This window comes from Streptomyces tatrensis (assembly GCF_049310065.1).
Taxonomy (GTDB): Bacteria; Actinomycetota; Actinomycetes; order Streptomycetales; family Streptomycetaceae; genus Streptomyces.
On sequence record NZ_JBMDLB010000005.1, the window covers coordinates 121,760 to 141,664 of the forward strand.

The following is a 19,905-nucleotide window of genomic DNA, read 5'->3' on the forward strand; positions in this document are numbered from 1 at the left end:
CGGTATGGACCGCACGCCACGCGCCCCGGACGTGGCCATACTTGCTGGCCCAGACTGAGATCGCCACGACCGCCCTCTTCGGGGGCGTGAGGAGGAGGTCGGCGGCTCGCGCTCGTTCAGTGGCGCCCGGCTCTTTGGAGGTCGTCGAGTAGGGCGGGGAGCAGGCGTTCTTCCATGACGGTGCGGTCTTGGGCAGTCATGAGGGCGGCGAGGGCGGGGTCCCAGGGGCTGGGCGCGGGTGAGCCGGTGAGGCGGGTGGTCTCGCCCTCGTCCAGGCTGCGGCGGTAGTCGGTGGCGCTCATCCGCCAGGGCGTCGCGCGGTGTGCGGCGATGGCCTTGGCGGTGATGCGCAGGCCCGTCCAGTCGAAGTCGGCGCGCCAGTGCAGGCGTCCGGTCGCCTGGGCGAGGAGGCGGTGGCAGGCGGCGGAGGGAATTCCCTCGGTGCACACCAGGGGTGGGCAGTGCTCGCCGAGTTCGGCGGCGGCGACGCGTAGCACGGCCGGGTTCTCGCAGACGTACAGCTCGCGGGCAGCGGGGATGACCGGGTCGGTGGTGAGCTGCTGGAGGGTAAGCCGGAAGGGGATGGCGAAGTCGGCGGCGTCGTTGAGCCAGCCGGAGACCACGTCGTCGCCGGTGCAGCGGACGTTCAGGACGAGCACCTGGCTGGCCAGGTCGTCGGCGATGCCCCCGGCGCTCTCCCAGAGAATCCTCTGGCCCGTGCGGTCGCGCGGTACGGCCGGGACTCCGGTGCGCAGGGCCAGCGCGCGCAGGACGAGCATCGCCAGGGGGCTGCCCGGGACGAGGGCCTTGGTGTCGCCGGTGGCGCGTTCGGCGAGGACTGGCAGCGGTACGGGGCCGGGTGCGGCGAGGAGGTGTTCCAGTGCGGTGACCGCCTGCCCGGCGAGCCGGTCGTCGCCTCGGCGGACCAGTCGGGTGAGCGTGCCGTCCGCCGTGAGGGAGTCTCGCCAGTCGGTGAACCACCCTTCGCCGCCGAGGGAGTCGGAGGTCAGGTCGGACAGCGCCTGGGCGCGGCGTCCGGCTTCGCCCGCGCGTTCGGCGGGACGGTCGCGCAGCGGTCCGTCCAGCGCGGCAAGCGTCTTCAGCAGTCCCTCGCCGTACGCCCGCGACAGCGCGAGGTCCAGATCGGTGAGGCGGACGGTGAGGCGCCCCGCGGTCTCGGGGCGGTAGCTACCGGTGACGCCGATGATGATCTTGCGTTCGGCCTCGCTCGGCTCGTTCAGCGAGATGGCTCCGTCAAGCTGCCCGCCGGTGCGTTCCAGGCGGCGCCGAGCGGCCGCCAGCAGCCGGCGCCAGCCCGCCCCGCGCAGCTCCTCCATCAGGCCGCCGGTTCCGGTTCCGCGGTGCGGCGGCGGGCTCCCGGCGAGCCGAGGGCCGCTGCGAGCTCACCCGCGTCGTCCGCCAGCAGCTCGGTGCCGTCCCAGACCAGCAGCAGGGCGCTGACGGTGTGTTCGGCGGGTGAGTGCGCCAGGTCGTAGTGTGCGGCCGCCCGCACGTCGGCGTGGGTGGCCCACAGGTCGTACCCGGTCATGAACAGATCGAGGTCGAACTGGGCGGCCAGGCTCATCAGTTCGCCCCGCCCGGTGTCGTCCACGCCCGCGAACGCCTCGTCGAGTGCGAGCAGCCTCGGTGCGTGCGGGGCGGCGGAGTTGAGCGTGGCGTGCGCGGCGGCGAACAGCGGCAGGTGCAGCGAGACGGATTGCTCGCCGCCCGAGAGCCGGGAGTGCCGGGCGCGGGTGAGTTTCTGCTCACTGCCGTCGGGCCGTACGAGCTGGAAGGCGAACTGCCGCCAGCGCCGGTAGTCCAGAACCTGGGCGAGCAGTTCACGGAAGGGCAGTTCGCGGTGCACGGCACGCGCGTTCTTGATGCGGTCGGCGAAGTGGCCGCGCATCTTCGTCAGCGCGTCCGGGCCGAGCCGGGCCGCGTCCGCGTCCAGCAGGGAGGACACCTGGCGCTGCTCGGGGTCCAGGTCGTCGGCGAGGAGCCAGTTGACGCCGACGGTGGTGCCGGAGGACATCTTGCGCTGCCGCATCTCGGCGTTCATCCGGTGGATGAGGTCGCGTGCGTCGACCGTCCGCTCGTGGATCTGCTGGGCCAGCCGGGTGAGCAGCGCGTCCTCCAGGATGCGCTGCTCGGATTCGCTGAGCAGCAGCTGCTGGTCGCGGCGGGCGGCGGCGATGCGCGCGGCGAACGCGCCGACGGGCAGCGGTCCCTGTTCGTCGGCGATCCGCACCACGATCACGCCGTCCGCGCTGTCCCACTCGGGGTGGTAGTCCTGGCCGGCCGCGCCGAGCTGGGTCTGTAGTTCGTCGAGAGCCTTCGTCAGGCGGGTGGCGGACTGCTTGAGCGAGGTCTCGGTGGGGGTGAGTTCGCGGGTCGCGTCCAGGATCGCCGCATGGATGTCCGTGACGACCTGGGGCAGGTGGTCGTCGGCCCAGTCGTCCTGTTGCGCGGGCCAGGCGAGCCCGGGTGGGCACTTGAGTACGTCGAGGAGTTCGCGGGCCGCGTAGGGGCCGAGGCCGTGTGCGGTCTCGCGTTCCTCGGCGGCGGCCACGGCTGTGGCCTGGCGGGCGGCGGCGAGGCGTTCGCGGGCGGCGACCTGGACGGTGAGTGCCTCGCGCTCGGCGGTGCGGGCGGCGGCGTCCTCGGCCTCGGCGGCGGTGATCTCGTGCTCGGTGTGCTCGATGCGGTCCATGACCTCGCGGGCCTCTGCACCGACGGCGCCGCGCAGCGCGTCGAGCTTCGCGGTCTCCTCGGTGTGGCGGCGGCGCGCGGCGCGTGCGGCGTCGGCTGCGAGTTGCTCGTCCTCGGCCGCCGCCTCGAGCCGTTCGGTGGCCTCGGTGACGGAGTCGTGCTGCCGGTCCTGCTCGCGGCGCTGGGCGGTGAGCTGTCCGCCGCCGGTCTCGAAGCGGCGTACGGCGTCCTGGACGTGGTCGACGGCCGAGGGGTCGAGGCCGCCTTCGGCGGCGGTGCGGCGTACCGCGCGCTCGGCGACCGTGCAGGAGGCTACCGATTCGTCGTACGCGGACTGGGCGGCGTCGGCCGCGGCGCGGGCGGCCCGCAGCCGGCCGGCCGCGCGGATCTCCTCGCGCAGCGCGGCGGCGATCGGCCCGGTGCGGGGCAGGGCCGCGCGGGCGGCGGCGAAGGCGTCCAGCGCCGAGTCGAGCCGGGCCAGGCCGCGTCCCGCCTCGGTGATCTGTGCGTCGAGCGCGGCGATGCGCTGCTCGCAGTCGGCGATACGGGCCGCGCGGCGTCGGCCCCGGGCGGTGGCGCCGACGTACTCGGCGTGCTCCTTGCGGTGTGCGCCGACGGTGACGCCGTGCGCGTACCGGCCGTCGGTGGTGACCTGGGCGGGGCCGGGGGCCACGTCGCCGGTCAGGGCGATGGATGCGAGGACCGCGCTGATCCGGGCGGCGGACACGACGGCGTCGCCCTCGGGGACGAGGGGACCCGCGAGGCTCGCACCCCGGACGGGGGCGCCGGGCAGCAGATAGCCGTCGCTGTCCCCGGCCGCGACCGTGTGGTCGGCGGGGTGGATCCAGGCGTCCAGCATCCCGGAGGCTTCGAGCGCGGCCTCCAGGGCCGCGGCCGTCGCGTCGTCCACGTCGTCGGCGAAGCGCACCAGCTGCCACAGGGGCGCGCCCGCGCGGTCCGTGCGGTCGGCGCGGCGGGCCGCGGAGGGCGGCGGGGCGTCGTCGCGTTCGGCGGCGATCGCGTCCCGCTCGGCCACCGCCTCCTGGCGGGTCCGCTCCAGGCCGGTGCGGTGGGTGCGCAGCGCGGACCTCTCGTCGCGTACCTGCTGGACGCAGGCTGCGGTTTCCTCGCCGAAGACCGCCTCCAGGGATGGCGCGTCCGGTTCGCCCGCCTGTTCCAGGGCGGCCGACAGGGCGGTGTCCAGCCGGGCGGCGGCGTCCGTGTCCAGCGGAAGGGTGTGCTCGTCCAGCCAGCGGGTCAGCTCGGCGCGCGCCTCGGCGCGCCGCTGCTCGACGGCCTCGGCCGCTTCGGCCTCGGCGGCCTCCGCCGCGGCCGTCGTTTCCTGAGCCGCGTCCAGGGCGCGGCGGGCCAGGTCACGGGCCTGCTCGGCGGCCCGGTGCGCCTCCAGCGCGGCCCGCAGCGCCCGGATCGCCTCATGCCGTTCGGCACTGCGCGCGGCCACCCGCTCCGCCAGCCCGGCCGCCTCGGCGTCGGCCGGGCTCCAGGCGATCCCGGCGGCGGCCGCATCCTGGGCGAGCCGTGCCGCCGTGCGCGACACCTGAGCCTGGAGTTCGGTCAGCACTTCATGGGCGCGTTCCCGCTCGCGGCGGGCCCGGCCTGCGGCCTCGGCGCGGCGCGCGGCCTCGGTCTCGGCGGCCTGGTCGGCCTGCTCACAGGTGCGGACCAGCCGCTCCAGGTCGGCGAGCTGCTCGACGGCCTGGTACGCGGCTGAGGAGCGCAGCTGCTCCACCCGGGCGCGTGCAGTGGTGAGCGCGCTGTCGGCCGCCTCGCAGCGTGCCTCGGCTGCCGTCTGCTCCTCCTCCGCGCGCACCAGTGCGGTCTGCGAGGAGGCCACCGCCTGCCGTCTGGCGCCGGTGTCGTGAAGGCGCCGGGTCAACGCGTCGGCGGCCCAGCGGGCGTGGGTGCGCACATAGGTCGTGTAGCCGGCGAGGAAGGAGCGGGTGGCCTCGTCGGCGGCGGTCAGGCCCTCCAGGGTGCGGGCGACGGACTCCATGTCGTCGAAGGAGCGCGCGGCCTCGGCGATCAGGTCGTCGTCGAGCGGGCGCAGGCCCTCGGTGAGGGTGCCGGACAGCTTCACCGGGTCGAGGTTCTTCGCCAGCTGCGGCCGGCGCAGCGTCAGGATCAGGGTGAGCAGCTGCTCGTACCGCTCGCGCCCGAGCCCGAACAGGCGCCGGTCGATCGCGGCCCGGTAGTCGGTGGGCGAGACGAGCAGCGCGCCCTCGCCGAGTTCTGCGGACAGCTGCTTCTTCGTCATCGGCCGGTCGTCGGCGGTGAGCAGCGAGAAGTCCTGTCCGACCCGCCCGTCGATGACGAAGTGCCAGCGCACCGGGGCGTCGCGGTGCCGCTGGGCATGTAGGCCGACGCCGATGGTGACAGCCTCGCCGGTGTCGCGGTGGGTCAATTCCAGCCAGACGTAGCCGACGGCGTTCTCCTGCCCGCGGAAGAGCAGGTTGGACTTCATGGTGCGGTCCTCGGCGGCGAACGGGTTGAGCCGCTTGGGGTCGATCCGCCCGTCCAGTACATAAGGGAACAGCACTTCGAGGGCCTTGGTCTTGCCTGAGCCGTTGGGCCCGCGTAGCACCAGCCAGCCGCCCGCGAAGCAGAACTCCTCGTCCCGGTAGTCCCACAGGTTGACGATCCCGGCCCGGGTGGGCTCGAAGCGGGTCACGCGCGGTCGTCCTTCGTCTCGATCGTGGTCGCGGTCCCGGTTTCGGTCCCGGTTTCGGTTTCGGTCGCGGTCGCGGTCGCGGTCGCGGTCGCGGCGAGGATCTCCACCCGCGCCTCCGGGTCAGTCTTGCGGCCGGCCTGCCGGGGCAGTCTGATCTGCGCGGTCACACCGCGATAGCGGGCCAGCAGGGGCAGCACCAGCACCCCGCCGTCCACCCGGGCCAGCAGGCCCATCGAGGCCAGCAGCCCCAGTGCCTCCGCCAGCAGTCTTTCGGGGTCGGCGAGCTGCTTCTCCGCCATGCCCGCGCCGAATTCCGCGGTCAGCTTGCGCAGCGCGGCGCGCAGCCATGCCTCGGTGAGGAAGGGGTACGCCGCCTCCTCACCCGGCTCGCTCTCCTGCCGCTCCGGCCGCGGCCGCTCCGGGGCGTCGTTCAGCAGCTCGGCCGCCGCCGCGCGCGCGGGCAGCGCGCCGTCGATCCGCTCGGCGGCCCGCTGCAGCCGCTCGGCCGCATCCGGCGCCGGCAGGTACTCGATCCGCCCGCGCGACGTCGCCGCCCACTCCACCTGCCCGGCGATCTTCGCGCACAGCAGCAGCGCCGCCTGCGCGACCGTGCCGCCCGCCGGGAACGCCGTGTCGGAGAGCCGGCGCGCGATGTCCACCAGCGCCACCCCCTCGGCGCGCCGCTCCACCTCAAGGCCCGTCAAACGAGCCAGGTCCTCGGCCAGTGCGGGGGAGCGCAGCTGGCCGTGCAGGGCCGCGTCCACGTCCGCGTAGTAGACCACCGGTTGTTCCAGCACCATCCTGCGTGCCTCGCGCGCGGCGGCCCGGCGCTGGGTCTCCCGGCCCTGCGCGAGACCCCGGGATCCGCTCTCGTGGAGCAGACCGGTCACCGAGTCCAGGTGCTGGAGGGCGCGCGAGGGGCGGAACAGCGCGCCGACGACCTCGCGGTCGATGTCGTACAGCGCCTCGGCCTTGTCCGGGTCGCCCGCCCAGTCGGCGGCCGAGCCGTCCGCCATCCGCAGCGCTGCACAGGCTTCCAGCCACGTCACCGCGTCCACGAACGCGTCCCGGTCGGGCTTGCGCCCGGTGTCCATGCCCAGGCCGTCGATCCGCCCCGCGTCGGCCGCCACCGCCGACGCCAGCTCGCTCAGGGACACCTGCGTACCGCTGCGGCCCAGCGCGGCCAGGGTGAGGGCCAGGTAGGCGTACCGGCGCCGGTCGAAGGGACGCCCGGCCTTGGTCAGTGCCGGGCGGGTGGCGTCGAGGGCGTCCTGGGTACGGAAGAGCCGCGCCGTCTCCCCGTCCGTCACCAGCCGGTAGCCGAGCACCTCCCCGAGGTCCGCGCGCAGCAGCTGTGCCCAGCGCCGTACGAGGGGCAGCGCGGCCCGGTCCGGATGGCCGGCGGTGATCAGCGGATGGCGCAGTACGAGGCGTACCGCCTTCTGGTACTCGGCCAGTTCCAGCGCCGGGACCCCGTCGGCGACCCTGCTCATGCCCTCACCTCCAGCCGCAACCCGTCCAGATGAAGCCGCCCCCGTACGGTGTGGACGGTCGTCGAGCCCGGCGTGGGGCGCAGCGTGAGCCGCACCCCGTGCGCGGAGCCGCTGGCCTGCGCCACCCCGCGGCTGACCGGGACGCGGGCGGCGAGCGCCAGGTCCAGCAGGCCGAGCAGGGTCTGGGTCTCGGGTTCGTCCAGCACCCGCCCGTAGACACCGTCGGTCGCCAGCTGCGCCGCGGCCGTACGCCGCTGGGCGGTGGCCTTGAGCTGCTCGGCGCGCAGCCGCTCCCGCACCGCCTCGTTGCGTTCGATCCGACCCGGACCGCGCAGCGCGGGAGCCCGCCCGGAGCGTACGAGGGTCCGGGCGAGCTCCACCGGCTCGGCCTCCCACCAGGACTGCCGGGTCGCGATCAGCTCCGGGTCCTCGTACGGCACGGCGATATGGCGGGGCGCGCCCAGCGCGAACACCGCCTGGAACAGCGCGTGCGCGTCGGCGTCCGTCGGGCAGCCCGAGAACCACTGGGCGAGATGGCGCAGCTGGCTCTCCCGGCTCACCCCGCCGCGCCGCGACTCGGTGACCCTGCGCAGCAGCGAGGTCACATTGGCGATCGCGGTGACCGTGGCGTCCTGCAGCCTCTCGGCCTCGCTGCGTCCGGGGGGTCCGGCGGCTGTCCCCCTGGAAGGGACGGCGTCCCCGAACCAGTGCACCAGGCCGTCCCAGCGCGTGAGCCAGTCCTGTACGCGCTCCACCGGGGTGCGGAACAGCCGCTCGTCGGCCTCCGCCGCCAGTTCCGCGATCCGCTCGGAGCCGACCGCGGCCGTATCGGCGACGGCCTGCGCGAGGAGGGGGGCGTAGCGCGACAACTCGGCGTGGAATTCCCGCATATGGGCCAGCAGCGCGTCCTTGTGCGCGAGGAACACCTCGGGCCGGGTGTCGTTGGTACGGGCCAGATCGCCCAGCATCAGGTAGAAGCGGGCGGCCCGCTGCGCCATGTCGCCCAGCGCGCCGTCGAGCCGGGACAGCTTGCGGTACACCTCCTCGCTGTCGCCCGCCCGCCCCGCCTCGGCGAGCGCGCGCAGGTCGGCGAGGATGTCGGGGAAGACGAGCCGCGAGAGCTGGGCGTCCTCCAGGCTCGCCCCCAGGACGTCCTCGACGGCCTGGTAGGCGCGGTACCCGGCCTGGGTGAACTGGTAGACATAGTGCCGGTTGCGGTACTCGGCGAGGTTCGCCGCCCGTGTCCCGTCGTAACTGCGGTCCAGCACCTGCCAGTCCGCCAGCGCGTCCAGCAGCGGCTGCACCTCCCCCACCGCGCCCGCCGCAGGCTGCTCCGCGGCCATCCTGCCGAGCAGAGCCCCCGCGTCGGAGGCGTGCAGCAGCACCTGGTACTCGGCACGCGCCCGGTCGAAGGCCCGCAGCAGCCACAGATACTCGCGGCGCTTCTCGGCGGCGGCGAAATGGAACAGCCGCAGCCGGTCGTCCAGGGTGAAAGCGTCGATGCCGAAGCTGCCCTCGCCCGCGTCGACAGGCGTGCCGGCAGCAGACATCGGGGCCTCGTTCGTCGGTACGGCATCCATACGGTCACCAGCATGCCGCATGCCCCAGGCCGCCCGCGCCACCCTTGACATCTCCACCGAACCGCTATAAGGGACGCCGCTACAGGTTGAGCGAGGGCATCTCCGGATAGGCTGATCACCGGGCAGACCACTGCCAGGGAAGGGCGGGTTGTGGACTCGGTGCAGGCACTTCGTACCGGGGCTACCGCCGCCCTTCGGAGATCATCGCTCAATGTGTGTGGCTGTACCACCGGTTCGCCCTCAGCCTGCGTGCCGTCCAGGAGCTGATGCTGGAGCGGGGGACCGAGGTCACCTACGAGACGATCCGGCAGTGGTCCCTCACGTTCGGCCCCGACTACGCCACGGCCCTGCGCCACCGCAGCCCGCGACCGGGCGACAAGTGGCATCTGGACGAGGTCTTCGTCAAAATCCTGGATGAGCGGCCGTACCTGGGGTTTTCCCCGTGGACCAGCACGGCAAGAGCCTGTCGGGTGGCCGGTTGATTACGATGCGATGAGGTCCTCAACGGTCTTGGCTCGGGCGGTCTTGCGGTGGGATTCAGGGCTCCACGGCGATGGCTGTCCGGCGAGCCGGACGAGCATCAGGCGGATCATCGCCACCTTGATCATGGCCTCGGAGGTCGCGGTCAGCCGTTCGTAGTCGCGGGCCAGCCGGCGGTTTCGGACCAGCCAGCCGAAACTTCGCTCCACCACCCAGCGGCGGGGCAGGACCTTGAAGCCCTTGACGTCGTCGGTCCGCTTCACGATCTCGACGACGATGTTCAACGCATCCCGGGCCCATGAAAGCAGCGTGGAATCAACGGAGTTGGCGTATCCGCCGTCGGCCCACACCAGGCTGACCGTGCGGAAGCCGGCGGCGAGCCGGGCCAGGACGGTGCGGCCTCCGGCCCGGTCCTGCACGGACGCGGAGGTGACGGCGACGACCAGCAGCAGGCCCATCGTGTCCACGATCACGTGCCGCTTGCCGCCCGTCGTTCGCTTGCCCGCGTCGAATCCACGTGCTTCGCCGCCCTCGCTGGTCTTGATCGACTGGGCGTCGATCACCGCGGCCGACGGCTCGGGGTCGCGTCCGGCCCCGATCCGGACCTGGCGGCGGAGCTCGTCGTGGACGCGGTCCCAGGTGCCGTCCCGGCGCCACTTGGTGAACCAGCGGTGGGCCGCGTCCCAGGGCATCAGATCGCGCGGGAGCATCCGCCACTGGCAGCCCGACCGCAGCACGTAGAAGACCGAGTCGAGCACCAACCGGTCTCCGTACTTGCGCATCCCGCCGCCTTTTCGCAGGTCACGCACGGGAAGGAGCCGCTGGATGATCTCCCACATCTCATCGGTCAGGCTGTACGGATAGCATGGGCCGCTGACGGCCTCGGAGTTGTCGCACTGGCACACACCACGTGATCATTCCGGGGCCGTCGCCATACCCGGAGGGCAGATCGCAACCATCACGCTTCGCGCATGATCAGCCACCCGACAGGCTCTGAGGCGGGATTGGCTGGCCTCCCTGGAGGAGATCGAGCTGGTCGACCTCCGCAAGATCCTGGACGTCGTCGCCGAGGTCCTCACCGGACGCGCGCCCGCCGTCCGGAGAGGACGTGGACCGGCGCTGGCGGCGCCCCGACCCGTGTCCGCGTGGACGGGGCCGTGGCCTGGCGCTGTAACATCAAGCGCGGCACGGCCAGCGCCCCACGGCTCATGTGGTGGAAATAGCCCGACAGCACGGTCGAGCTGGGCAGCATCGCCGCCCATGACGACTTGCACCTGCGCGTGCCGCCTCCGGGGAGACGGCAAGCGACGTCATCTAAGCCCGCCCGAGGTGGAAGACGGTGACGGTGACCGTCTGATCCTGGATCTCATACTGGATCCGGTAGAGCCCCACCTGAATGCGGTAGATACCGCTGGTCCCCACGGTGAAGGCACCCGTCGGGCGGGGGTTGTCGGCCAGGAGGTCAACGGCTCGGAAGACCTGTTGGATGCCTTCGCGATCGCCCGCGGCGTGCTTCTCCGCCACGGCCAGGACGCGGGGCTCCCAGACGACACGGAAGCTCACGAAACGTCCCCGAAGATCCTGCGACGGGCTTCGTCATGGGGGATGCCGGGACCGGTCTCACCGCGTTCCTTGCGCGCCAGGTACTCCGCGGTGACCCGGTGGTACTCGAGTACTTCCAGCTCGGCCGGGCTGATGAGCACGGCCATCGTCTGGCCCCGGTCAGTGAGAGCGACCTGCTTCTGCTCGGCGCTGACCTGTCTGGCGAGCGCTCCCAGCTTGGTACGGGCCTCGGTGATGGGATAGGTGTCCATGCACAGAACTCTACAGTAGTGCGCACTCTTCGGCAGGCCGTGCCGCTGGTATCGCTGCTGTGATCGCTGACCGGGCACCGGCAGCCATGCGCGAGGGCGCTATTGTCTGGCGGGAATCGGAGGCAAGGGGAGGCGTTTCATGGGACGTGGATGGGTAACGAGCAGGCCGGTCGTTCTCGCTGTTGCGATGGTCGCGGTATCGGTGAAGTGTCGGCATGTACCTGTTTCAACCGTGGAAGCTGTGGCAGGACGAGACCGTGCGGGAGGCCCTGCCTTCCACGGCCGCCACCGCGTCGCCCGGGCCGTCCCAGCCGAGCCCGCGTCCGACGCTCTCTGCGCCTGCGGGCCCTCGGACGGTCTCTGCGGGGCAGCTGATCAGTCATGAGCACCCGACGACGGGCACAGTGAAGATCGTCCGTCTTGCGGATGGTTCGCACACGCTGCGGCTGGAGAACCTCGACACCAGCAACGGCCCCGACCTGCACGTCTGGCTCACGGATGCGCCAGTGAAGGAAGGCAAGGCGGGCTGGGAGGTCTTCGATGACGGCAAGTACGTCAGTCTAGGCAAGCTCAAGGGCAACAAGGGCGACCAGAACTACGTTCTTCCCGCGGATGTCGACCTCTCGCAGTACACGAGCGTGAGCATCTGGTGCGACCGCTTCAATGTCTCCTTCGGTGCCGCGGCACTCGCGAAGGCCTGACAGCCTGACGACAAGCGGCCCGCCGACACGCGGAGCCGGCGGGCCTTCGTCGATCCCCTTGTTTCGTGGCGACCTGTTTCTGTTCGGCCAGTCCCATGGTGCGGCTGGCCCTGTGCTCTGCTGTTGGAGCGCGCCTCGGCCCTGGACGTACAGCACGTGTTGAAGGTTCAGGGGGCCTCCCTCAGAGGGCTGGAGCCGATCGCCCCCCAGTCCAGCGGGTACTCGGGGCCGCTCCACCCACACGAGGAAACCACCCGCAACTCGGCCGCCTACGGGATGTGCGGTCGGCGGGCGTCGTAGACACTCCAGTGCCGCGCCTCCGTGCCGCCAGCCCGACCCGGAGTCGAAGTACACCGGCCCCGGAACGCTCCCGTCGGCCAGGACCACCCCTGCCGAACCCTCGTGCGAAGCCCCGAACTCGTCCGTCGTCCAGCTCTCCTCCACCGCGCTCCCCAGCTCCGTGCCGCGCCCGGTATCCGGACACGACGATCCCGCACGTGCCCCGGCCACACCCCCGAACGGACAAGATGCACGCTCACATGCTGCTGTGGCGCGCCGGGCAGGGTGGGCTAGGGGCACCGGTCGGCGCCGGGCCGGGGGATACTCGGGGCGTGACTGTCTCCGACCCCGGTCTCGACGACGCCGCGCTGTACCGGGTGAAATTCGCCCGCCGACTGCCGGCCGGTCTGTCCGAGCTGACCGGGCCCGTACACGGAACGGTCGAGCTCCCGCTGCATGTGGTGTGGTCCGGGCTGCGCGCCTTCGACCTGGACCAGCCGCGCCAGCGGATGGGCCTCTACCGCACGGTCCTCGCCGAGGGCACTCGTGAGGACCTGTGCCGGTTCCTGAACGCTGAGCTGCTCGCCAGCCTGTGGCCGGTGCTGCGCACCCTTGCCGGCCCGAGCGTGCGCGACGTGTGGGAGGACGCCTTCCCCCAACTGCGGGAGCGGGCCGCGGCGTGAAGATGCCCGACCTGCACGCACGGCTGCTCGCCGACGTGCTCGCCCTCGGCTCCCCGTACCCCCTCGTCCTGACCGGCGGCTATGTCGTACAGGCCCACCAGCTCCTGGAGCGGGTCAGCCAGGACCTGGACGTCGCCACCGAGTCCGCGACTCCCATGGGAGAGATCGCCCAGGCTGTGCGTGACGGGCTCACGGAACGCAGCTGGCAGGTAGCCATGGTCGAAATCGCCCCGCTCTCCGCGCGCTTCCAGGTCACCGACCCGCTCACCGGCGAAGCGTGCGAGGTCGACGTGTTGAAAGAGGTCGGGTGCAGTTTCCTGTGAGGGTCCTTCGTTGGGGTGATTCGCGGGGGTTTTGGTGTATGCATGGCGGGTCTGGCTTCTACCTTCGGCGGTGAGTCGTTCGCCGTCGGGTGGAACTTCACACCCGTAAACCGGAGCTTCGTTGCGTACGTGACGCCCCTCCATGAACATCACCAGCCCGCCGTGACCAGCGACGCCACGTGATCACCCCGACTTTGAATCAGCCCTGGGGCCCACGGGCTCACGCGCCGCGCACGGCGGCGTTGATGCGGGCGCCAAGGTCCAGGACCGCACGGCGCAGGGACGCCTTGTCGGTGATGGCGAGGGTGTGGCTGTAGATGGACGTGGCGATGTCGGACTTGTCGCGCGCCGTGGCCGGGGCGTACTCCTCGCGGCCGCCGCGGATGCCCAGCAGGCTGCCGTCGGCGGAGCTGATCTCCTCCAGCTGGGTCAGCAGGGCCAGTTCGGCGTCCGGCAGCGCCGCGCCCGAGCGTTCCAGGGCCTGGCGGGCGGCCGCGGTCATCCGCTGGAGGTACTTGGCGCTGCGGTAGAAGGCCTCGCCGGAATCGGCGTAGTGGGTGAGGTCCTTGAGGAGGTCGCCGAACTGCTCGTTGAACGACTGGAGGTAGTGCGCGCTGGTGACGGTCACCTCGGTCTTGGCCTGTTTGCCGACGACGTCGAGGACGGCGCCCTCGGAGTGGTAGGCCTCCATGGCGTGCCAGAGGGAGTAGCTGGTCTGGCTCCGGATGGCGAGCGCCAGGCCGTCGTCGGTGGGGTCGGCGTCGTGGCGCGCCTGGAGCGTGCGCAGCTCGGCCGCGTACTTGGCGTACAGGAGGTTGCGCGCCTTGACGACGGCGTCGGGGCGGGAGTGTTCCAGCTCCTCGATGAGGGCGGCGGCGGTCGTGGCGGGCCGGACCTCGTGGGTGTCGGCGCGCAGCCGGTCCGCGAGTTCGGTCGTGGCCTGGCGGTGGGTGTGGTCCGCGGCGGCGTGCCGGTCTTGGACCCCGGCGCGGGCGGTGGCGGGCAGGTGGGCGAGGACCTGGTCGACGTACGGCTGCCAGTCGGCGTCCGGCAGGTACTTGCGGAGCTTGGTCAGCGCCGCCACGTCCTGGTCGGCCTCGGCAATGCCGAGGGCTTTCTTGTCAATCGGCCGGACGAGGCCCGAGTCCGGGGTTTCGGGGCTGAGCCGGCGCCCGCCGGGGGCGGGTTCCCAGCCGTCGGCGGTCCGCTCCCAGGAGCGGACCTGACGCGGGTCACCGGCCAGGGGCGGCAGGAGTTCGGTCTCGGACCAGCGCAGGCCGGGGGCGCCGGGGGCGTAGGGGAAGGCGAAGTTGCCGCGCTCCGGCAGGAAGTCCTTGACGTAGAGGTTGACGTCGAAGACGGTGGCCGACTCCTTGCCCCACTCGCGGCGGAAGGACGCGTTGAACTCGGCGACCGCGTCGGCGTCACCGGGCCCGCTGACGGTGATGTCGTAGTCGGAGGTGGGGTTGGCGCTGCCGACCGAGCGGATGCGCAGGCCGGGGTACCGCCTGCGCAGTTCCAGGAGCCGGGCGTCGATGAGGACCTTGCGCCACTGGGCCACGCTCAGCATCTCCGCGGACGAGCCGTAGAGTTTCTTGGCCTCCACCCAGTCGTTTTTGGCGTCCTCCAGCAGGCGGCGCGCCCGCTCGAAGGAGGTGCCCGCGAGCTGTTCCTCGGCGAGGCCGGGCGCCATCTGGCCGGGGACCGGCGGCTGGGGCTGCTCCTGCCATTGCCGGGAGGGGACGGGCCGAACGGTCAGGGGCTGCGGACCGGTCAGGTACTGGGGCATGACGTCTCAACGCCTCTCGCACGGGGACAAAGTTCGACGCTAGCCAGACTTTCCCTGGTTTTTGCCGATCAGGGGTGGACTTCTTGTCTCCTTTCGTACGCACATAGTGGTCCTTTCGGCGACCGGAAGTATCCGATGGGCGGGTGCCGTGGAGCGGCGGGCCGGGTGAGGATCGGCAGACCGCCCTTTCCCCGGAGCCGCAGATGCCCTACGACGCCTACGATGCCCCGAGCGCCCCCCACCCGCCGCCCAGGCACGTCTTCGGGGCGCCGTGTCCGGCCGTCCTCGCGCTCGGCGCGAACGCGGGCCACCGGCTGGAGAGCCTCCAGGACGCGGTCGACGCCCTCGGCGACACCCCGGGGCTGCGGGTGGTGGCCGTCTCCCCCGTCTGCGAGGCCGAGCCGTGGGGCCGGGACGCGGGGATGTCCTCGACGCAGGCGGCGTATCTGAACGCGGTGGTCCTCGTACGGACCATGCTGGCCCCGCGCGCGCTGTTGGAGCGCGGCCAGGCCGTCGAGGAGGCCTTGCGCCGCGACCGCGCGGACCCGTGGGGGCCGCGCACCATCGACGTCGACCTCGTCTCGTACGGCGGTCTGGTGCGCGCGGAGCCCGGCCTGACGCTGCCCCACCCGGCCGCGCACCGGCGGGCCCGGGTCCTCGCGCCCTGGTACTGCCTGGACCCGGGGGCGTGGCTGCCCGGGCACGGGCCGGTCGAGGAGCTGCTGGCCGGGCTTCCTGTCGGGGCGGTGGACGCGTGCCCGCGGCCCGACCTGTGGCTGAGCCCGCCCTTCTGAGCGTCCCCTACCTGTCCCTGTCCTGACGAGAGAGAGCGAACCGGCATCGTGCACAGCGTCACCCCCCTGCACACCGAGGAATTCGACGTGGTCGTGGTCGGCGGTGGATCGGCGGGAGTGGCCGCGGCGCTGGGCGCCGACCGGGCCGGGGCGCGGACCCGGCTGATCGAGAAGTACGCCTTCCTCGGGGGCGCCGCCACCGCCTCCGGCGTGGCCATCTACTGCGGGTTCACCGACCAGCGGCGCGAACGCGTGGTGGCGGGCGTGGGCGCCGGGATCCTGCGGCGGCTGCACGCGGCGGGCGGTTCGCGGGAGTCCGGGTTCCCGTGGTCGGGGAACAGTTTCGTGCTGCTGGACGTGGAGACCACCAAGGCGGCCCTGGACGAGGAACTGGCCGCCTCCACCGTCGACTTGCGGCTGCACAGCAGTGTGGTCGCGGCGCGCAGCGCGGGCGGGCGGGTGCGGGAGGTGGAGGTCGGCGATCCGGCCGGGCGCCACCGGGTGCGCGCCCGGTCCTTCGTGGACGCGAGCGGCTGCGGCTCCTTCTCTGCGCTCGCCGGTGCGGGGGTCGTGGTGACCCCGGTGGCGGACCGTCAGACCAGCACGCTGATCAGCCGGATCGGCGGGGTCGCCGCGGACGCGGACCTCTCGCAGGCGGGCACGGCGGCCGCGGTCGCCGCGTACAACGCGATGACCGGCCGCGCGCTGCCCCGGGACCGGGGGGTGCTGGCCCGGCTGCCAATGACCGGAGAGGTGATCTCCCTTCTCGTCGACGAGCACATCGACACCCTCGACCCGGCGGAGCGGACCCGCGCCGAAATGTCGGCGCGCCGCCAGGCGCGGGCGTACCTCGACGCGCTGCGGGCGGGTCTGCACGGCTGGTCCGGGGCGTACCTGCTGGCCACCGGCCCACAGCTGGGCATCCGCGAAGGCCGCCGGATCGCCGCCCGGGAGGTGGTCACGGGCGCCGACGTACGCTCGGCCCGCAAGCGCCCGTACGACTCGATCGCCCGCTGCGGCTGGCCGATCGAGGACCACGAGGGGCCGGGCGTGACCCGTTACGAGCCGATCGCAGGCCGGGGCTGGTACGACATCCCCTACGGCGCGATCTGTTCGGCGAACCGGGAGAACCTGTGGGCCGCCGGGCGGCTGACCGGTTCGGACGACGACGCCTTCACCTCGCTGCGGGTGATGGGCACGGCCTTCGCCACGGGCCACGCGGCGGGCGTCGCGGCGGCCCTCGCCGCGCGTGGCGGCCCGGCGCACGACATCCCGGCGATCCGCGCGGAGCTGCTGCGGCAGGACGCCTTGGTCTGACGGGCGGTGAGCGAGTGGCCGCGTCAGCTCCCGTACGTCCTGATCGTGATCGGCGTCCTCACCGTCATCGTGATCGGGACTCGCTGACATCCGTCCCCGGTGCACCCGCTCGGCGCCCGGGCCCGTCCTCCCGACGGAGGACGGGCCCCGGGGTCACATGCGTGGCAGCAGCGAGCGGCAGAAGGCGTACGGCAGCCAGGGGGCCACGGTCGAGGCGAAGGCGGTCGTCGCGGCGGGGAGCGCTCCGGGGCGGTGCTCGCGGACCCGGCCGGCTCCGGCCAGTTCGGTGAGGGTGATGCCGCCGAGGTAGGCCGAGCCGAGTGCGGAGGCGTCCAGGGAGAGGTCGGGGGCGTCGTAGGTGCGGGTGCACACCGCCCCGGCGGCGTCCCCGGTGAGCCGCCAACGGCCCTGGTTCCAGGGGGCCAGGGGGTCCTCGATCTCCAGGACCAGGTCGATTCCGGCGGCGTAGGTGCGGGCGGTCAGCGCGACCGGGGCGTCCACCACGCGTACGTACAGGCTGTCCAGCACCGTCGGCGTGCAGTGGCGGACGTCCGACACCAGGTGCAGGAACGGTTCGTCGACCGGCCGGTTCGGGAAGATGACCCGCGAGGTGAGGTCGGTCTCCAGTAGGAAGCGCCACAGCGCGGCGTAGGCGCGTGGGTCCCGGGCCTCGATGTCGCGGACCCGGACGGTGCCTTCGGCCGTGTTGGTACGGGACCAGTCGACGGCCACCGCGTACCGGGCGTAGCCGACGACCTCGCCGTCCACCCGGGCGACGACGCATTCGAGCGGGGACGCGCCCTGCCGCCAAGCGGGCGGGTCGAGCAGCGGCAGCAGCTCCCAGCCGTCGGCGCGGGTCAGCATGCCGGGGCGCAGCGGGACCTGACGCGCGTAGAACTCCTCGCAGGCACCGAGGGCCTTGTGCGGGTCCTCCACGGTCAGTTCGATCTCGGGGTCGCCGTTGCCGTTGCCGTTGCCGTCGTCGCCGCGGGGCGGGGTGGCGGTCCGGACCCGGCGCGAGGCGATGTCCAGGGAGAGCTGGCGGGCCGCGACCCCGTAGCCGAACCGCCCGTAGATGGGTGCCTCGGAGGCGGTCAGCACGGCGAGCGGTTCGCCCTGGCGCTGGAGCGACTCCAGTTGGTGGCGCATCAGGGTGCTGAGAACACCGCGTCGGCGGCACGCCGGCTGGACGCTGACCATGCTCACCCCGGCGGTGTCCACGAGCCGCCCGCCGGGGACCGTCATGCGCAAGGAGAAGACCGCCGCCGTGCCGGCGATGGTGCCGCGGTCCTCGACGACCACGCAGCGCTGCGGCTCGGCGAGGGTCCGCCACAGGTCGGTGACCTCGTCCGGTTCGGTTTCGTGGAACGCGCCGAGCACCGCGGCGTAGAAGGACGTCCAGTGATCGGTCGGGAGGGCCCGCACCTCCCACGGGGGAGGCGGGAGGCCGCGGGTGAAGGGCTGGGTGGACGATGACATCTTCGGGACCCTCCTGGTTCTTTCTCGTTCTTTGTCAGGCTTCGTCGCCCATCTGTAGCAACGGAAGCCAGGTGTTCATAGGGGGCCGGGCTGCTTCACGCCATCCACCACGCCCGTCAATTCTTCAGGTCATAGCGCCGATTCGCTTGTCCATCCACGGCGATTCGGCGAATTCTCCCCTGAGAACGGAGGTGTAGATCGTCCACTTCTTTGGCCGGAAGGCCGCCCGGCCGACCGCCTCGGGCAACGACCCGGGTCAGACACGGCAGCTGTAGTTCGTGACGTGTGAGGTTCCTGTCATGTGACGGCTGCTGCGGTGACGTTGTTCCAGTGGCGGTGGTAGTTGGCGGCGCGGTGCTGGTGTTGGCGGCGCCGGTGAGACCACTGGAGTGCGTGTGCGGGGTCGGTGTCCTGGCGGGGCCGGGGCAGGGTGAAGCTCCGGAGCAGGGTGAGGAGTTCACGTGGGCTGACGGGCACCATGTCGTCTTCGTCGTCGGGCTTGCCCGCGGTGCGCCGGCGCTCGTGGAGGGCGCCGATGGCGAGGAGCGCGTAGGCGATCATCGACATGAGGGTCCAGCGGTGCCAGGAGGTCCAGGAGGTGGTCTGGCCGGTGTCGAGGTGGGCCAGGCCCTTGGCTCCTTGGAAGTCCTCTTCGACGCGCCAGCGGCGGCAGACCGCGCTGACCAGCATGGATATCGGCTGCTGGGCGGTGTGCCAGGTGCGGTAGAAGGAGAGGGTACCGCTGCGGCGGTGGCGCCGGATCAGGACGTGGCTGTGTCCGGCTTCCTGGCCGGGTGGTGTGTCGTCGGCGGCCACGTCGATCACCGCCCAGTCGTAGAGCCGTTCGCCCTTGGTGCCGTTTCCGGTCTTCATCCGCATCCAGGCCCGCTTCGGTATCCGCTTCAGCAGTGCGGTGACCTGCTCCTTTCCGCCGCCGGGCGTGGTGACGCAGTGGCTGGTGGGCACGGCCATCGCGTAGCCGTAGCCCAGAGAGCGGATCCGGGTACGCAACTCCCGGCCGCCGTAGACCTCGTCCGCGGCGACCGTGGCGGTATGGATGCCCGCGGCGTGCGCGGCGGCGAGCATGTCGCCGGCCAGCTGCGGCTTGGTGGCGAACCCTGTCTCCTCGGGCACCCCGACCAGATCGCGGCGCTCCTCGTCAGCGGCCCATGCCTCACCGAGATACAGGCGGTGGTCGATCAGCGCGTGCCCTTCCGCGCTCACATAGGACAGGTGTACCGCGACCTGGCACAGACCGATCCCGCCCAGCGCCCCGGAATACTGCCTCGCCGCGCCGGCCGCGTCGGTGGAGGACTTCTCATCACCCGTCTCGTCCACCACCAACATCACATCCTCCGGGCCGAGTTGCTCCACCGTCCAGGCCGCCGCAGACCGGCGTATCGCCGCGTCGTCGAACCGGGCCCGGGACAAGAAGTGCTGCAGGACGTGCGGGCCACCGTGCCCGATCGCCTCGGCCAGCGACCAGCAGTTCGCCGACTCCTTCACCACCAGCAGCCCCTCGACCACATTCCGGCAGGTCATCCGGGTCTCCCGGCGAGGGAAACACCCGGCCAGCCGGCCCATGAGGACCTCAAAGGAACCGGCCCACACCTCATGCACTACCGTGGCCGCTGCGGCCACCGCGTTCTGATTCGTCGTCACAAACGATCACAATGCCGGTGGCCGTACCCATGCCCACAGGCACCCACCCACCACGCTGACCAGCGACGACGCCCTACACCTCACGAACTACAGCTGCCGTGACAGCCACC

The 19,905-nt window shown here is 72.2% G+C and carries 14 protein-coding genes and 2 pseudogenes; 6 read left to right on the forward strand and 10 right to left on the reverse strand.

The genetic code is table 11. The features are described from left to right. Positions 1-116: 116 nt before the first annotated feature. The 4 genes from ACODT5_RS02130 to ACODT5_RS02145 are packed head-to-tail and all read right to left on the reverse strand — an operon-like array spanning position 117 to position 8,474. Positions 117-1,337 (reverse strand): TIGR02679 family protein, encoded by a 1,221-nt coding sequence (locus tag ACODT5_RS02130; protein WP_422517441.1) that lies wholly within the window; start codon positions 1,335-1,337, stop codon positions 117-119. Further along, complete coding sequence (locus ACODT5_RS02135) at positions 1,337-5,401, reverse strand: TIGR02680 family protein (protein WP_422517442.1); 4,065 nt, start codon at positions 5,399-5,401, stop codon at positions 1,337-1,339. Before ACODT5_RS02135 ends, ACODT5_RS02130 begins: the two co-directional genes overlap by 1 nt. Further along, entirely contained in the window at positions 5,398-6,894 is a 1,497-nt protein-coding gene (locus ACODT5_RS02140; RefSeq protein WP_422517443.1) for a TIGR02678 family protein, read from the reverse strand. The genes ACODT5_RS02135 and ACODT5_RS02140 overlap by 4 nt, the downstream gene beginning before the upstream one ends. Beyond that, complete coding sequence (locus ACODT5_RS02145; protein WP_422517444.1) at positions 6,891-8,474, reverse strand: TIGR02677 family protein; 1,584 nt, start codon at positions 8,472-8,474, stop codon at positions 6,891-6,893. Before ACODT5_RS02145 ends, ACODT5_RS02140 begins: the two co-directional genes overlap by 4 nt. Positions 8,475-8,674: 200 nt before the next feature. On the opposite strand from ACODT5_RS02145, the pseudogene ACODT5_RS02150 reads away from it, so the two are divergent. Then, positions 8,675-8,884, forward strand: a pseudogene (locus ACODT5_RS02150) (IS6 family transposase); the annotation flags it as partial. Between the two features lie 72 nt (positions 8,885-8,956). Here the strand turns inward: ACODT5_RS02150 and ACODT5_RS02155 are convergent. The 3 genes from ACODT5_RS02155 to ACODT5_RS02165 form a co-directional block, all read right to left on the reverse strand. Then, complete coding sequence (locus ACODT5_RS02155) at positions 8,957-9,859, reverse strand: IS5 family transposase (protein ID WP_422517445.1); 903 nt, start codon at positions 9,857-9,859, stop codon at positions 8,957-8,959. A gap of 409 nt (positions 9,860-10,268) precedes the next feature. Further along, positions 10,269-10,517, reverse strand: coding sequence for a type II toxin-antitoxin system RelE family toxin (locus ACODT5_RS02160; RefSeq protein WP_422517446.1), 249 nt, complete (start codon positions 10,515-10,517; stop codon positions 10,269-10,271). Then, entirely contained in the window at positions 10,514-10,768 is a 255-nt protein-coding gene (locus ACODT5_RS02165; RefSeq protein WP_422517447.1) for a type II toxin-antitoxin system Phd/YefM family antitoxin, read from the reverse strand. The genes ACODT5_RS02160 and ACODT5_RS02165 overlap by 4 nt, the downstream gene beginning before the upstream one ends. A 215-nt stretch (positions 10,769-10,983) precedes the next feature. Here ACODT5_RS02165 and ACODT5_RS02170 point away from each other — a divergent pair, with 215 nt between their 5' ends. From ACODT5_RS02170 to ACODT5_RS02180, 3 genes and pseudogenes are all read left to right on the forward strand, one after another. Beyond that, positions 10,984-11,469 carry a DM13 domain-containing protein gene (locus ACODT5_RS02170; protein ID WP_422517448.1) on the forward strand — a complete coding sequence of 162 codons (486 nt, stop codon included), beginning with the start codon at positions 10,984-10,986 and terminating at the stop codon, positions 11,467-11,469. Positions 11,470-12,080: 611 nt separating this feature from the next. Further along, the gene (locus ACODT5_RS02175) at positions 12,081-12,431 is read left to right on the forward strand and encodes a transcriptional regulator (protein ID WP_422517449.1); all 351 of its coding nucleotides are present in this window, start codon (positions 12,081-12,083) and stop codon (positions 12,429-12,431) included. Next, positions 12,428-12,733 (forward strand): annotated as a pseudogene (locus tag ACODT5_RS02180) (hypothetical protein); the annotation flags it as partial. The gene ACODT5_RS02175 and the pseudogene ACODT5_RS02180, both read left to right, overlap by 4 nt. 241 nt (positions 12,734-12,974) lie before the next feature. Here ACODT5_RS02180 and ACODT5_RS02185 read toward each other — a convergent pair. Continuing rightward, positions 12,975-14,543, reverse strand: a complete 1,569-nt coding sequence (locus ACODT5_RS02185) for a hypothetical protein (RefSeq protein ID WP_422517450.1) — start codon at positions 14,541-14,543, stop codon at positions 12,975-12,977. Positions 14,544-14,746: 203 nt separating this feature from the next. Here ACODT5_RS02185 and folK point away from each other — a divergent pair, with 203 nt between their 5' ends. Next, positions 14,747-15,337 carry a 2-amino-4-hydroxy-6-hydroxymethyldihydropteridine diphosphokinase gene (folK, locus tag ACODT5_RS02190; RefSeq protein ID WP_422517451.1) on the forward strand — a complete coding sequence of 197 codons (591 nt, stop codon included), beginning with the start codon at positions 14,747-14,749 and terminating at the stop codon, positions 15,335-15,337. Positions 15,338-15,385: 48 nt separating this feature from the next. Next, on the forward strand, positions 15,386-16,654 hold the full coding sequence (locus tag ACODT5_RS02195; protein WP_422517452.1) for an FAD-dependent oxidoreductase: 1,269 nt from the start codon (positions 15,386-15,388) through the stop codon (positions 16,652-16,654). A gap of 153 nt (positions 16,655-16,807) precedes the next feature. Here ACODT5_RS02195 and ACODT5_RS02200 read toward each other — a convergent pair whose 3' ends face one another. After that, positions 16,808-18,133 carry a GNAT family N-acetyltransferase gene (locus tag ACODT5_RS02200; RefSeq protein WP_422517453.1) on the reverse strand — a complete coding sequence of 442 codons (1,326 nt, stop codon included), beginning with the start codon at positions 18,131-18,133 and terminating at the stop codon, positions 16,808-16,810. Between the two features lie 297 nt (positions 18,134-18,430). Further along, positions 18,431-19,795, reverse strand: coding sequence for an IS701 family transposase (locus ACODT5_RS02205; protein WP_422517424.1), 1,365 nt, complete (start codon positions 19,793-19,795; stop codon positions 18,431-18,433). Between the last annotated feature and the right edge of the window lie 110 nt (positions 19,796-19,905).